This window comes from Pseudomonas sp. PSKL.D1, from assembly GCF_028898945.1.
Taxonomy (GTDB): domain Bacteria; phylum Pseudomonadota; class Gammaproteobacteria; order Pseudomonadales; family Pseudomonadaceae; genus Aquipseudomonas.
Map to the genome: position 1 here is coordinate 1,071,257 of NZ_CP118607.1, position 14,053 is coordinate 1,085,309.

General features: G+C 62.3%; 14 protein-coding genes. 4 read left to right on the forward strand and 10 right to left on the reverse strand.

Going from position 1 to position 14,053, the window contains the following annotated elements; translation table 11 throughout:
• The 8 genes from PVV54_RS04675 to PVV54_RS04710 all read right to left on the reverse strand — a co-directional run bounded on the left by PVV54_RS04675 (position 1) and on the right by PVV54_RS04710 (position 8,821).
• A complete protein-coding gene (locus tag PVV54_RS04675) occupies positions 1-1,065 on the reverse strand; it encodes an imelysin family protein (protein WP_274908816.1) in 1,065 nt (354 codons plus the stop codon).
• Positions 1,066-1,083: 18 nt separating this feature from the next.
• A complete protein-coding gene (locus tag PVV54_RS04680) occupies positions 1,084-2,511 on the reverse strand; it encodes a di-heme oxidoreductase family protein (protein WP_274908817.1) in 1,428 nt (475 codons plus the stop codon).
• 111 nt (positions 2,512-2,622) lie between these two features.
• A complete protein-coding gene (locus PVV54_RS04685; protein WP_274908818.1) occupies positions 2,623-3,009 on the reverse strand; it encodes a hypothetical protein in 387 nt (128 codons plus the stop codon).
• A gap of 20 nt (positions 3,010-3,029) precedes the next feature.
• Positions 3,030-3,506 (reverse strand): hypothetical protein, encoded by a 477-nt coding sequence (locus PVV54_RS04690; protein WP_274908819.1) that lies wholly within the window; start codon positions 3,504-3,506, stop codon positions 3,030-3,032.
• A 143-nt stretch (positions 3,507-3,649) separates the two neighbouring features.
• Complete coding sequence (locus tag PVV54_RS04695; protein ID WP_274908820.1) at positions 3,650-4,987, reverse strand: imelysin family protein; 1,338 nt, start codon at positions 4,985-4,987, stop codon at positions 3,650-3,652.
• Between the two features lie 155 nt (positions 4,988-5,142).
• Positions 5,143-7,194: a putative bifunctional diguanylate cyclase/phosphodiesterase gene (locus PVV54_RS04700; RefSeq protein WP_274908821.1), complete on the reverse strand. Its 2,052-nt coding sequence runs from the start codon at positions 7,192-7,194 to the stop codon at positions 5,143-5,145.
• Between the two features lie 238 nt (positions 7,195-7,432).
• Positions 7,433-8,029 carry a superoxide dismutase gene (locus tag PVV54_RS04705; RefSeq protein WP_274908822.1) on the reverse strand — a complete coding sequence of 199 codons (597 nt, stop codon included), beginning with the start codon at positions 8,027-8,029 and terminating at the stop codon, positions 7,433-7,435.
• A 192-nt stretch (positions 8,030-8,221) separates the two neighbouring features.
• Positions 8,222-8,821 (reverse strand): LysE/ArgO family amino acid transporter, encoded by a 600-nt coding sequence (locus PVV54_RS04710; RefSeq protein ID WP_274908823.1) that lies wholly within the window; start codon positions 8,819-8,821, stop codon positions 8,222-8,224.
• A gap of 95 nt (positions 8,822-8,916) precedes the next feature.
• Between PVV54_RS04710 and PVV54_RS04715 the strand changes: the two genes are divergently transcribed.
• The 3 genes from PVV54_RS04715 (at position 8,917) to PVV54_RS04725 (ending at position 11,758) form a co-directional block, all read left to right on the forward strand.
• The gene (locus tag PVV54_RS04715) at positions 8,917-9,807 is read left to right on the forward strand and encodes a LysR family transcriptional regulator ArgP (protein ID WP_274908824.1); all 891 of its coding nucleotides are present in this window, start codon (positions 8,917-8,919) and stop codon (positions 9,805-9,807) included.
• Positions 9,808-9,853: 46 nt separating this feature from the next.
• The gene (locus PVV54_RS04720) at positions 9,854-10,849 is read left to right on the forward strand and encodes an NAD-dependent epimerase/dehydratase family protein (protein ID WP_274908825.1); all 996 of its coding nucleotides are present in this window, start codon (positions 9,854-9,856) and stop codon (positions 10,847-10,849) included.
• A gap of 87 nt (positions 10,850-10,936) precedes the next feature.
• The gene (locus PVV54_RS04725) at positions 10,937-11,758 is read left to right on the forward strand and encodes an ATPase (protein ID WP_274908826.1); all 822 of its coding nucleotides are present in this window, start codon (positions 10,937-10,939) and stop codon (positions 11,756-11,758) included.
• Positions 11,759-11,927: 169 nt separating this feature from the next.
• Here the strand turns inward: PVV54_RS04725 and PVV54_RS04730 are convergent, their stop codons facing one another.
• Positions 11,928-12,977 (reverse strand): alkene reductase, encoded by a 1,050-nt coding sequence (locus PVV54_RS04730; protein WP_274908827.1) that lies wholly within the window; start codon positions 12,975-12,977, stop codon positions 11,928-11,930.
• A gap of 16 nt (positions 12,978-12,993) precedes the next feature.
• Positions 12,994-13,296: an ArsR/SmtB family transcription factor gene (locus PVV54_RS04735; RefSeq protein WP_274908828.1), complete on the reverse strand. Its 303-nt coding sequence runs from the start codon at positions 13,294-13,296 to the stop codon at positions 12,994-12,996.
• Between the two features lie 155 nt (positions 13,297-13,451).
• Here PVV54_RS04735 and PVV54_RS04740 point away from each other — a divergent pair, with 155 nt between their 5' ends.
• Complete coding sequence (locus PVV54_RS04740) at positions 13,452-14,024, forward strand: acyl carrier protein phosphodiesterase (RefSeq protein WP_274908829.1); 573 nt, start codon at positions 13,452-13,454, stop codon at positions 14,022-14,024.
• Positions 14,025-14,053 lie beyond the last annotated feature (29 nt).

Genomic DNA, 14,053 nt, shown 5'->3' on the forward strand with positions numbered 1-14,053 from the left:
TCAGTCACCGTCGTTGGCATTGAAGCCCAGCTGAATGTTCAACGCCTTGGCCAGCTCGCCTTCGTGCAGGCGGTGGACGACGTTGAGGCTGTCGTAGATCTGGTTGAGGGTTTGTTGGCCGGCGTCGTCGGCCAGCAGCTCGCCCAGGGTCTTCTGGTTGTCGGCCAGCAGTTTGAGGGAGGTAGCGTAGGCGTCGTCGATCTTTTGCGCCAGGGCTTTCTGGTCGCTGCCCAGCAGGCCGCGCAGGCCCTGATTGTCGACACCAACCCAGACCGTTTGCGCGGCTTTCAGGCTGGCTTCCAGGCTCTTGAGCGAGGAATGGCTGCGCCAGGCTTCGGCCTGCAGCGGTTGCGGAATGTTCTTGCTCTGGCGGCCCATCGGCGCGCCGAGTTTCTTTTTCAGGGTATCCAGCGCGGTGACCTGGGCACGCAGCACGTCGGCGATGGCCTCATGGGAGTCGGCATAGCGCTGGTTGGGGAACTTGGTCATCTGCGACAGCATGCCGTCGGTGCTGTTCCAGCCCTTGAGGATCTCTTCCGCCAAGTTCTTCTGGTGTTCGCCGATGGCCACCAGCAGTGGGCAGTAGCGGGCCTTTTGCTCGGCGGTAGCGACGTCTGGCTTGCTGTCGAACAGGATGTACTCGTAGGCCGACAGGCCACGCACCACGACGCTGGATTTGCCCAGGCTGGCGGCATCGACCGGCTTGTCGCCATTGACCAGTTGCTCAACCTGGCGGCCGACCAGGTTTTTCTTGTCGGGCCAGAATTGTACCTGCCAGGCGCGGTTGCCTTCGGCCAGGGGCCCGACCAGTAGCGGTTGCAGCTCGGCCCAGGCTTTTTGCGCGTTGAGGAAGTCGGCGCGGGCGGTTTCCAGGCTCTGTTTGCCTTCACAGAAGGCCAGGGCGCTGGCGGCCAGCGCGCGGTCGGCTTCGACCCAGCGGCTGTAGGTGGGCAGGATCACCTGCTTGGCGATGGCGGCGGAGGTCACGGCCTGCGGGTCTTGCGGCGAGCAAGCACCCAGGGCGAGTGCAGCGAGGCTGGTGAACAACAGTTTGGGTCGGAACATGCCCGGCTCCTTGCGCGTTTAAAGTGAGTTCAGGAAGGCAAGCAACGCGGCGCGTTGCTCGGCATTGAAGGTCAAAACGTGATCGCGTGCAGCCTGCGCTTCGCCACCGTGCCAGAGCACGGCTTCGAGCAGGTTGCGGGCGCGGCCGTCGTGCAGGTACTGGGTGTGGCCGCTGACGGTCTCGGTCAGGCCGATGCCCCACAGCGGTGCGGTGCGCCAGTCCTGGCCGTTGGCGGTGAATTCGGTGCGCTCGTCGGCAAGGCCGGGGCCCATGTCGTGCAGCAGCAGGTCGGTGTAGGGGCGGATCACCTGGCCGGCCAGTTCAGGCTCGATGCCGGTTTTGGCGGTGGTGAACTGCGGGGTGTGGCAGCCCTGGCAGCCGGCCTCGAAAAACAGGTTCTTGCCGGCCAGTACCTGCGGGGCGTCCACATCGCGCCGGGCGGGTACGCCCAGGTTGCGGGTGTAGAAGGTCACCAGGCGCAAAATGTTGTCGCTGACTTCCTTTTCACCATCGGGGCCTTCGCCGTTGGGCGCGGCCAGGCAGGCGGTTTGCGCCGGGGTGCAGTCGTCCTTCGGTTGCAGGTGGGTGGTGAGCCCCATGTCGCCGATGAAGGCATGCACGTTCTGCTGATTGACGTTGGGTTGCCCGGCTTTCCAGCCAAAGCGGCCCAGCACGGTTTTGCCCTGGGCATCGTCCCACACTCGGTTGGCACGGCCACGAATGCCATCGCGGTTGCGGTCGTCGGGGTCTTCGTTGGCCAGAATGTCGGCTTCAGGGATGGCTTCGAGCAGGCCCAGGCCGATCATGGGCGGGGCAACCCGGGCCGAAAAGCGGGTGTCGGGGTGCATCGGGCCGTAGCCGAGCTGCGTGATTTGCAGGCTCGGACGACGGAGCTCGACTTGATGGCCGTCGTTGAAGGTGACGGTCTGGTTGTCGTAGGTCACCCGCACCTTGCCCTCGGGCGCTACGCCGGGGATGGCCATGTCCTGCAACTGGGTGCCATAGACCGGCTCGGGGACTACGCCGATGCGCTCGATTTCCTTGGCCAGGTAAGGCTGATCGGGGATCGACAGGCGCACCAGCATCGACACGGCGTTGCTGTCGCCAGGTTCGGGTGGATGGCCGCGGCCATCGCGTACATGGCAGTTCTGGCAGGCGTTGGTGTTGAACAGCGGGCCCAGGCCGTCACGCGCGGTGGTGGTGGACGGGGCGATCACCCACGGGTTGCGGAAAAAGCTGTTGCCGACGGCGAAGTCCAGCCGCCGCTCGGGTGACAGGTTGGCCGAAGGCAGGGAAAAGGCACTGCGGTCGCTGCGCTGCACGGTTGCCTGGCCACCAGACAACGCTTCGCCAGGCTCGGCCTGGGTGAAACGCGGGGCGTCGTCACAGGCTGCGAGGGCGAGGGCCAGCAGCAGAAGAGTGTGTCGGGACAGCGACAAGGACATCAAGGATCCTGGGCGTGAGCGTAAAACCGGCGTGCAAGCTTATCAGGCCCAGGATGATTGAATAAGAGCAATTTGCGTTTGCCAGATGAAATTGACGCGCTTCGTTCTCCCTCAAGCCATATAGAGTTTGAAGTCGCGGTTCACCAGATTGACGATCAGGTTTTTGCTGCCGCCGCCGCGGTTATCCCCAGGCACCTCAATGGTGTCGGTGCTGGTGTAGTCCATGGTGCTACCGCTTAGGCATTTGATCGCATCTTTGTGAGCAGGCTCCCAGTAGTCCTGAAACATCCAGATGTTTGTTTCGGCGCGTGGTCCGAGAATGATACGGATGGCTTTGTAATCTTCAGCCGCTCGACCGATCCACGGGACGGCCAATTGGCCATTCCAGACATGTTGTGCACCAATCGCAAGGCTGTTGCTTCGGTTTTCTCCGTCGATCAACGTCAGTGTATAGGGGGTGTTGTTAGCAATCGATCTGAGGTATGTCACGCTGGCCATTGATTTGTCCTTCTCTGGTTTTAGTGAGCGGGGCGCGGTAGGGGAGGGGGAGGTGCGCGATAAACGTAGGCCGCCAGCAATGTGATTTCGTTGAATGGCGGCTCCAGTTCTTCAGGAGAAAAACGTCCTTCAAGGTGCAAGCCATGGTCAAAAGCGACTGACTCGAACAGGCGGCGATGGCGTTCGTTCGGGTCGTACAGGTAGACTTTTCCCGAGTGGCCAAGCACTCGGCACATTTCCTGTGCCACTTCTTGGGTAATGGGAGCTCCCATCAGCGTTATATGCATCACCGAGCGGTCATCCAGAGGAAAGCGCGGCGCGTCATACTCGTAGACGGGGAAAAGATGCGGGATGGGATTGCCAGTGAAGGGGCCGTTGGAGATTTGCTGGTCGAATTTGTTGAGGTTGTAGGCGTGGGTGAATCCGGTGACGATTTTTTTTCCGCCAGCCGAGTCGACTATTCGCCCTTCTCCCCACACGTCTAGAATCTGGAACATGTTGACGCCCGTGATTGCAGTAACGACAGGCAACCACGATGCAGCAGGGACCTGCGTCAGAGCAGAGGGAAACACAGCCGCGCTTCAGAGACAAAAACGCCCGGCACTAGACCGGGCGTTGGATGGAACGCGTCAAAACAGCATCAGAACTCGTGATCCGCAGTGTCCGGGTTCAGGTTGGAGATCCCCAACTTGCCCGCAGCCTGCTCGATCGCACCGGTCTGCTTGACCAAGGATGCGATGGCATCACGCACGATCTGGTTGCCGGCCGCGTTGTCGGCGGCGATCAGCTGGTCGTAGTGCTCGCCTTTGAGGGCGTGGTCAACCATGACCTGGATCTTGGCTTCGGTGGCTTCCAGGTCGGCCTTCAGGGTAGCGTCGGCAGCTGGGTCAACCTTGGCCACCAGCGACGACAGGCTTGGGCCGGTCATCTTGGTGCCGTCGGCGCGAGTGTACTCGCCCAGGTAGACGTTGCGGATACCCTTGGCGTCGTAGAAGTGCGAGTAGTGGGTGTTGTCGCTGAAGCAGTCCTGCTCGTCTTCAGGCGAGTTGGCTTCCAGCGAAACCTTCATGCGCTCGCCAGCCAGTTCGCCCAGCGAAAGGCTGCCCATGCCGAACAGCATCTTGCGCAGGCCGTCGTTGACCGGCTCTGCTTCCAGAGTGGCGCGGTAGTTGTCGGCCACGTTCGGTGCCCAGTTGCCGACCATCTCTTCGAGGTCTTTGACCAGCAGCTCGGTAACGGCCTTCAGGTAGGCGCGGCGACGGTCGTTGTGGCCGCCGGTGGCGCCCTGGCCTTCCAGGTAGTCCGAAGCAGGGCGGTTGCCTGCGCCCGGGCCGGTACCGTTCAGGTCCTGGCCCCAGAGCAGGAACTCGATGGCGTGGTAGCCAGTGGCGACGTTGGCTTCGGAGCCGCCCAGCTCGTTCAGGCTGGCCAGTTTCTCGGCGGTGATGTCCTTGACGTCGACCTTCTCTTCGCCCACCTGGATCTCGGTGTTGGCGATGATGTTGGCGCTGGCGGCCGGGTTGCCCAGGGCGTGCTCGTAGCTCTTGTCGACGTAGTCGATCAGGCCTTCGTCCAGCGGCCAGGCGTTCACTTGGCCTTCCCAGTCGTCGATGATGGTGTTGCCGAAGCGGAAGGCTTCACTCTGCAGGTAAGGAACACGCGCGGCGGCCCAGGCAGCCTTGGCGGCCTTCAGGGTTTCATCGTTGGGCTTGGCAAGGAACGCGTCGATGGCGGTCTGCAGGGTTTTGGCGGTGCTCAGCGAGTCGCTGTACACGGCGTAGACCATATCGGCGTAATGCTTGACCACGGCCTTGCCGGCTGCTTCGTCGACAGCCCCAGGCGCCGCGGCGGTGGTGCTGGCGGCAGCAGGTGCCTGAGCTTGCGGGGCGGCGGCCTTGTCATCCTTGCCTTCGCCGCAACCGGCGAGAGCGATGGCGATGGCCAGCAGACTGGCGGAGGCCAGAGGCATTCGAATCATTATTGGTTTTCCTGCGTCGTGTGGTTGGACCAAGGGTTCAAGCCGTGCGCCGTGGCACGCGAAACCGCAACATCATGCGAAAGATTTGCATTTGCTGTAAAGAGCTGTGCGCACAATTCATGTCAATGAGCGTCATGGACTGTAACGGGCAAGGGTTACAGCGCTGAAACCTGATTGCGCTGGGCCTGCTTGAGGAAACTGGTCAGCTCGCGCGCCGACAGCGGCTTGCTGTAGTGGTAGCCCTGACCTTCGTGGCAGCCCTGGGCAATGATGTAGGTTTCCTGCTCGGCGGTTTCCACGCCCTCGGCGATCACCTGCATCCCCAGGCTCTTGCCCAGCTGGATGATGGCGCGAACGATGGTGGCGTCGTCGTCATCGTCGAGCAGATCTTGCACGAAGCTCTTGTCGATCTTGATCTTGTCCAGCGGCAGCGACTTCAGGTAGCTGAGCGAGGAATAGCCGGTGCCAAAGTCGTCAATGGCAATCATTGCCCCCGAGCGGCGCAGGCTCAGCAGGTGCTGGGCAGCGGTGCTGATGTCTTCCATCAGGCCGGTTTCGGTCACTTCCAGCTCCAGGCTGCGTGGCGGCAGCCGGTAGGCTTGCAGCAGGTTGTTGACTACGCGCGGCAGTTCGTTGTGGTGCAACTGCACGGTGGACAGGTTGACCGCCATGCGCAGCTCGCTGAAGCCCAGGTCGTGCCACTCGCGCAGTTGCTTGCAGGCCTGGTCGAGCACCCATTCGCCGATGGTGATGATGTTGCCGTTCTGCTCGGCAAGCGGGATGAACTGGTCGGGCGGGACCATGCCCAGCTCCGGGTGCTGCCAGCGCAGCAGGGCTTCGACACCGACCACGCGGTGGTCGCGGTAGCTGATCTGGGGCTGATACACCAGGTACAGCTGGTTGCGTGGCAGGGCCTCGCGCAGGTCTTTTTCCAGCTCACGTCGGCGGCGCATCTCGCTGTCGACGCTGGCGATGTAAAACTGATAGCGGTTGCGCGAGCGTGCTTTGGCCAGGGTCATGGTCTGTTCGGCCTTTTGCAGCAGTTTTTCCGTGCTGTCGCCGTCTTCGGGGAACAGGGTGATGCCGATGGTGGCACGCAGGCGGATTTGCTGGTGATCCAGGCCGAATGGCACTTCAAGGTCGTCGAGGATGCTTTGCGCCAGCTCGGCCGCTTCGTAAGGCTGCTCGATGTTGGCCTGCACCAGGGCGAACTGGTCGCCCCCCAGGCGGGCCAAGGCGCCCAGGCGGCCACTATGGGCGCGCAGGCGGTCGGCCAGGGCCAGCAGCAGTTGGTCACCCACCTGATAACTGAATTGCTCGTTGATGCCCTTGAAGTCATCCAGGCCCACGCACAGCACGGCCACACGATGCTGCAGGCGGCCGCCGTCGGTGAGGATCTTGTCCAGCTGCGTCTGCAACTGTTGGCGGTTGGGCAGCCCGGTGAGGAAGTCGTATTGAGCCATGCGTTGCAGGCTGTTTTCAGCCTCATGACGCAGGTGTGTGTTGCGTTCGATAGACGCCAGCAACTGGTTGGCGGTGTTGACCCAGATACCCAACTCGTTCTTTTCGTGGCCTTTGAGCAGCGGGATCTGGTGCTGGCTGGGGCGGTCGGGGTTGATCTGGGTGAGGTGTTCGATGATTTTCGACAGCGGTTTGGTCAACAGCCAGTGATAGACCAGGTACAACACCAGGCCCATCGCCAGCGCCCGCAGCACGCCGGAGATGAAGATGATGATGGCGTTGATCAGGAAATCTTCACCGTAGGAGGCGGTGTCGAGGGTGATGCTCAGGTCGCCGTAGTACTCGCTGTAGGGGCCGCGGCCGACCAGTTGGGTGGTGTAGGTGCGTTCCTGGCCCAGAAACAGGTCGGTGAGCCAGCGCATGGACATGTCGCGCAGCGGCCGGGATTTTTCCGCCAGCATGGTTTCGTTGGGGTGGCCAATGGACGCCATGCGTACCGATTCGTCCTGGAACAGGCCTTCCATCACCTGCATGCCCATTTCCCGGTCAAGGCTGTAAACCGCCTGGGTGGACGGGTCGCGGAACATGTCGAGGATGCGCTGGGCGTCATTGGTGACGGCCTGGCGGGTCTTGTAGGTGTCGTAGACGATTTGCGCGCAACTGAGGACGACGCCAACTGCCAGCGCCGAAAGCAGGACGACCCTGAGCAACTTGACCGATAAGCTGTTCCGCAATTCCAGCTTCAAATGGGGTTTCCTTAATCCATGCGCATGGCATCATCTTGCCATTAACGTTGGCAATACACTATCGGCCAATGGGGCTGCCCTGAGCAGTGTATCGGTTGCCTGACCTTGCAACTTGAGTGCGCTACAGCAAACTTCCAGACGTTTGATGTTAGCGCGGTATGCGGGGGGAGCAAGGGGTAGATGTGCGGGCACAAAAAAACCCGGCACAAGGCCGGGCTTTTGTTCAAGGCTGAATTAATCAGGCCTTGAAGGTTTTGCCTTCGAACTGCTCGGCAACGAAGGCCCAGTTGACCAGGTTCCAGAACGCCTCGACGTACTTCGGACGCAGGTTGCGGTAGTCGATGTAGTAGGCGTGCTCCCACACGTCGCAGGTCAGCAGCGGGGTGTCGCCGCTGGTCAGCGGGCAGCCGGCGCCGATGGTGCTGGCCAGGGCCAGGGAACCGTCAGCTTTCTTCACCAGCCAGCCCCAGCCGGAACCGAAGGTGCCAACCGAAGTCTTGGTGAACTCTTCCTTGAACTTGTCGAAGGAACCGAAAGCGGTGTTGATGGCCTCAGCCAGGGCACCGGTAGGCTGGCCGCCGGCGTTAGGCGCCAGGCAGTTCCAGTAGAAGGTGTGGTTCCAGACCTGGGCGGCGTTGTTGAAGATGCCACCCGAAGAGCTCTTGACGATCTCTTCCAGGGTCTTGCCTTCGAATTCGGTACCTGGGACCAGGTTGTTCAGGTTCACGACATAGGTGTTGTGGTGCTTGTCGTGGTGAAACTCCAGGGTTTCCTTGGAGATGTGCGGCTGCAGGGCATCGTGGGCGTACGGCAGCGGCGGCAATTCAAAAGCCATGGTGTATCTCCTGATTCAGGTCTAGTTCGCGGTTTGCGCAGGGCCGATCACGGGCGGCCCTCTGAGCGTCGGCGAGTTTGTACTCTTTGCGACGCAAGGGCTGGATCATAGCACCAGCCCCTGCGTATAACCACGCAACAAACATAGGGAATAGAGGTTCCAGAGGGCTTTGCCAGGGCCGACAGAAGGTCGTCAATTGAAAATCAATTGGGCCGCCACCGCGAACATCATCACCGCCACCATCAGGTCGAGCATTCGCCATGTAGCCGGACGTGCAAGCCAGGGCGCCAGCCACGCGGCACCGATCGCCAAGGTCGAAAACCACACCAGCGATGCGCTGGCGGCACCGGCCACGTAGGCCCCCGGCATGGTCTGCTGGGCGCCGAGCGAGCCGATCAGCAGCACGGTGTCCAGATACACATGCGGGTTGAGCAAGGTCACCGCCAAGGCGCTAAGCAATACCGCCCGCCGTGAGCGCGTGCCCTGGCCTTCCTGATGCTGCAGGCTCTGCTTTGAGCAGGCGCTGCGCAGCGCCTTGGCGCCGTACCAGATCAGGAACACCGCGCCACCCCAGCGCGCAATGGCCAGCAAGGTCGGGTTGTGCGCCAGCACCGTGGCCAGGCCGAACACGCCGGCGGCAACCAGAATGGCATCGCAGACAATGCACAGCGCAGCCACGGGCAGGTGATGTTCACGGCGCAGGCTTTGCGCCAGGACGAAGGCGTTTTGCGCGCCGATGGCCATGATCAGGCCGAAGGCGACCAGCATGCCGTTCAGATAGCTTTGCCACATGGCGGGGTACTCGGTGAACCAAAGATGCTGGCCACTTTCCGGTGTCTCGCTGTATAAGAAAAACCAATATCGCTGATCGCTCATTAGGAAAATCGATGTTCGACTACAAACTGCTGGCAGCCCTCGCGGCGGTGATCGAGCAGGGTGGCTTCGAGCGTGCAGCGCAGGTGCTGGGGCTGTCGCAGTCTGCCATTTCACAGCGCATCAAATTGCTGGAGGCGCGAGTCGGCCAACCCGTGCTGGTGCGGGCGACGCCGCCGAGCCCCACCGAAGTCGGGCGGCAGTTGCTCAACCATGTACAGCAGGTGCGCCTGCTGGAGCGCGACCTGCAGCGCCAGGTGCCGGCGCTTGACGAGGAAGGCCTGCCGGAGCGCCTGCGCATCGCCCTCAATGCCGACAGCCTGGCGACCTGGTGGGCGGGTGCGGTGGGGGCTTTCTGTGCTGAGCATCAATTGCTCACGGACTTGGTGGTGGAAGACCAGGAAGTGGGGCTCAAGCGCATGCGCGCGGGGGAGGTGGCAGCGTGCCTGTGTGGCAGTGAACGCCCTGTTGCCGGCGCACGCAGCCTGCCGCTGGGGGCCATGCGCTACCGGGCGCTGGCCAGCCCTGCATTCATGGCGCGCTGCTTCCCCCAAGGGTTCGATGCGCGGCGCCTGGCCCGCACGCCGGCCATCGTGTACGGGCCGGATGATTTCCTGCAGCACCGTTACCTGGCTTCGCTGGGTATTGAAGGCGGCTTCCTGCACCACCTTTGCCCGTCTTCCGAAGGTTTTCTACGCATGACCGAAGCGGGGCTGGGCTGGGGGCTGGTGCCAGAGTTGCAGGCCCGCGAACAATTGGTGAGCGGGCAATTGGTGGAAATCTGCGCCGATACTCCCATCGATGTGCCTTTGTACTGGCATCATTGGCGCAACGGCGGGCACCTGCTCGCGCAACTGACCGATCACTTGCGGCACACGGCACGGCACTGGCTGGTGCCCTTGTAGCCGCAGCCAGCGTCAGTTGCATCTGAAATTCTAGGCGGAGTCTTACATGCGAATTCTGGTCACCGGCGCGAGCGGCTTCATTGGCGGGCGTTTTGCGCGCTTTGCCCTGGAGCAGGGCCTGGACGTGCGGGTCAGCGGGCGCCGTGCCGAAGGGGTCGAGCACCTGGTCAAGCGAGGCGCGCAGTTCATCCCCGGCGACCTGGGTGATGCAGAGCTTGCCCGGCGCGTGTGCCAAGGTGTCGAGGCGGTGGTGCATTGCGCCGGGGCCGTGGGCACCTGGGGGCGTTATCAGGACTTTCATCAAGGCAATGTGGTGGTCACCGAAAACGTGGTGGAGGGTTGCCTTAAAGAGCACGTACGGCGCCTGGTGCATTTGTCGTCGCCGTCGATCTACTTCAATGGTCGCTCGCGCCTGGATATTCGTGAAGACCAAGTGCCGCGCCGCTTTCATGACCATTACGGGCACACCAAGTACCTGGCTGAGCAGAAGGTGTTCGGCGCCCAGGAGTTTGGCCTGGAAGTGCTCGCCCTGCGCCCGCGTTTCGTTACCGGGGCGGGCGATGCCAGCATCTTCCCGCGGCTGATGCAGATGCAGCGCAAGGGCCGCGTGGCGATTGTCGGCAATGGCCTGAACAAGGTCGATTTCACCAGCGTGCATAACCTCAACGAGGCCCTGCTCAGCGCGCTGTTCGCCGAGGATCGCGCGTTGGGCCAGGCCTATAACATCAGCAACGGCCAGCCGCTGCCGCTGTGGGATGTGGTGAACTATGTGATGCGCCAGATGAACCTGCCGCAGGTGACCCGTTACCGCTCCTACGGCCTGGCCTACAGCCTGGCGGCCATGAACGAAGCCGCGTGCATGCTCTGGCCCGGCCGGCCGCAACCCACCCTGTCGCGCGTGGGCATGCAGGTGATGAGCCGTGACTTTACGCTGGACATCAGCCGTGCCCGGCAGTATTTGGACTATCAGCCCAAGGTCAGCCTGTGGACGGCGCTGGATGAATTTTGCGCGTGGTGGAAGCACCAGCCGGTTGGCCAGTGAACCTGGCGCGCGGATGATGGTCATCAGTGCGCCGCGCAAGCGGTTTATACTCATGTCTCTTTGCTACTACCGCGGTTGATCCTACCCATGCGCAACGATGCCCACGACGATTTCGATGATGTGCCTACCCTGCGGGCCGGTACCCCTGATGATGACGAACTGTTGCCGGCGCATGTGTCGCGCAGCCGCAAAAAAGCCGCGCGCCCGGCCAGCACCGGCCCGCTTTGGGCGCTGCTGGGGGCGTCGTTCATCGCCCTGGCGGGGCTTGGCTGGTGGAGCTTCCAGCAGATTTCGCTGATGGAGCAGCAACTGGTGGCCACCCAGGAAAGTTTTGCCCGCATCAGCGAAGAGGCCGCCGGGCGTTTGCAGGCTATCAGCGGCAAGGTCGATGCCAGCGAATCGACCAGCACCACCGGCAGCGAGGCGTTGAAGCTGCAGATTCGCCAGTTGCAGGCCAGCCTGGTCGAGCAGGGCAAACAGCAGCAAGGCGTGGCCGGGCAGGCTGGAGACCTGGGCAAGCGCCTGGAGCAAGTGTTGGCAGATACCCGCGAGCAACAAAAGGCGGTGACCGAGTTGCAGGGCCAGTTGCAGGCGCAGTTGAAGGCGGTGAACAGTGAATTGGCTGCGCTGAAATCGGGGCAGGTGGACGGCGGCAAGCTGGACGGCCAGCTGAAGAACCTGAGTGATGAAGTGGCGGCGTTGAAGAAGCAAGGCAACCCCAAAGCTGCGATTGAAAGCCTGGAGCAGGATGTACTGGTGTTGAAGAGCCAGGCGGATAACCGGCCGGCCAGTGCCAGTGGGGCGTCAGTGCAGGAATTTGACGCGTTCCGCGGGCAGACCACGCGCAACATCAACACGCTGCAGAGCCAGATTCAGAACCTGCAGCAGCAGATCAACGCGCGGCCTTGAGGTTGAGCTGGCCTCATGACATGCAAATAACCTGTTGTATTAGCTGGGGTATGTGGGAGCGGCTTTAGCCGCGAACACCGGCGAAGCCGGTGCCAGGCACCGCGTCGCCTGCTTCGCGGCTGAAGCCGCTCCCACAGGGTACGCGATACGCTTGCGGCGGCAGTCGCAATCACAACCGCGGATAGTCGATGTACCCCACCGCACCCTGGCTATAGAAGGTCTCGCCTCGCGCCTCATTCAGCGGCGCATCCGCCGCCAGCCGCGCTGGCAAATCCGGGTTGGCAATAAACGGCACGCCAAACGCCACAGCATCGGCCGTGCCTTTGGCCAACGCCGCATTGGCACTGGCCTTGTCGAAGCCTTCATTGACAATGTACGGCCCGCCGAAGGCCTGCTTGATCAGAGGCCCGATACTGTCATCGGCTTCGTTCTCCCGTGAGCAGATGAAGGCGATGCCGCGCTGGCCCAGCTCCCGAGCCAAATAGGTGAAGGTTTCGGCGCGGTTTTCATCGCCCATGTCGTGCAGGTCTGCACGTGGCGACAGGTGCACGCCCACACGGCCCGCGCCCCACACCTCGATGGCAGCATCGGTGACTTCCAGCAGCAAGCGCGCGCGGTTTTCCAGCGTGCCGCCGTAGCGGTCGGTGCGCTGGTTGGTGCTGCTTTGCAGGAACTGGTCCAGCAGGTAGCCATTGGCACCGTGGATTTCCACGCCATCGAAGCCGGCGGCCTTGGCGTTTTCAGCCGCGCTGCGGTACGCCTCGACGACGTCGGCGATTTCTTCGGTTTCCAGGGCGCGTGGGGTTGGGTACTCGGTGATCGGGCGCACCAGGCTCACATGGCCTTTGGGCTGGATCGCACTTGGCGCCACCGGCAATTCGCCGTTCAGGTACATGGGGTGGGAAATACGCCCTACGTGCCACAGTTGCAGGAAGATCCGGCCGCCTGCCGCATGCACGGCTTTGGTGACGTTGTTCCAGCCGCGCACCTGCTGGTCGTTCCAGATGCCAGGCGTGTCGGGGTAGCCCACGCCCATGGGCGTGACCGAGGTAGCTTCGCTGAGGATCAGCCCGGCGCTGGCGCGCTGAACATAGTATTCGGCCATCAGTGCGTTGGGCACACGGCCGTCGTCGGCGCGGCAGCGGGTCAGCGGTGCCATGATGATACGGTTGGGCAATTGCACATCACCCAGTGTGATCGGATCGAAAAGCGTGGTCATGAAGGTTACCTGCTCGTCAGAGTGCTTGGCGCAGTTGTTCGAGAAACGCCTGAATGGTGGCTTCGTCGCGTTTGAAAAAATGCCACTGGCCAATCTTCTGGCTGTGGATCAGCCCGGCGCGCTGCAAGGTGGCCAGGTGGGCGGACACCGTCGACTGCGACAGGCCGCAGCGTTGGTCGATCTGCCCGGCACACACACCGTTTTCGGTGCTGTGGTACTGGTCGGGAAATTGCGCAGCCGGGTCTTTCAGCCATTGGAGGATTTCTCGGCGGACCGGGTGGGCCAGTGCTTTTATGATTTCGTCGAGATCAAGGGGCATCGGTGCAAGCTCATTTTGGCGTAACGGTATATCGCGATGAGCCGAAATATAGATCGGAAATTTCCGATATAGAAATACGATGTGGTTCTGAGGTGAGTGCAAATCGCTATATCGCGTTACGACGATATACGCTGCAAGGGTGCTAGACTGCGGCCATGAACTACCTCGCACACCTGCACCTGGGCGGCCCGGCGCCGCAACAATTGCTGGGCAGCCTGTATGGCGACTTTGTCAAAGGCTCGTTAGAAGGACGCTTCGCGCCTGAACTGGAGGCGTCGATCCGGCTGCATCGGCAAATCGACAGTTACACCGACCGTCACCCAGAGGTGCTGGCGGCATTGGCGCGCTTCCCACGTGAGCGCAGGCGGTTTGCCGGGATTGTCCTTGACGTGTTTTTCGACCACTGCCTGGCGCGCCATTGGGCGGACTACGCCGAGCAGCCACTGGCGCAGTTCACCCGGGCGTTTTACCAGGTGTTGCTGGCGGAGCCCGAGCTGCCCGGGCGGCTGGCGCGCATAGCGCCGTTCATGGCGGCGGATGACTGGTTGGGGGCGTATGGCGATTTTGCCACGCTGGAGCAGGTGTTCAACGGCATTGGCCGGCGGCTGTCTCGGCCGGAGGGGATGGTGGGGGTGATGGCGGAGCTGGAGTGCTTGTACGAGCCGTTGATGGCGGATTTCCGCGAGTTTTACCCACAGTTGCAGGGGTTTGCGGCGGCGGGGCGGTAGCCTGGGCTTGGCAGGCCAGGCCCGCGACA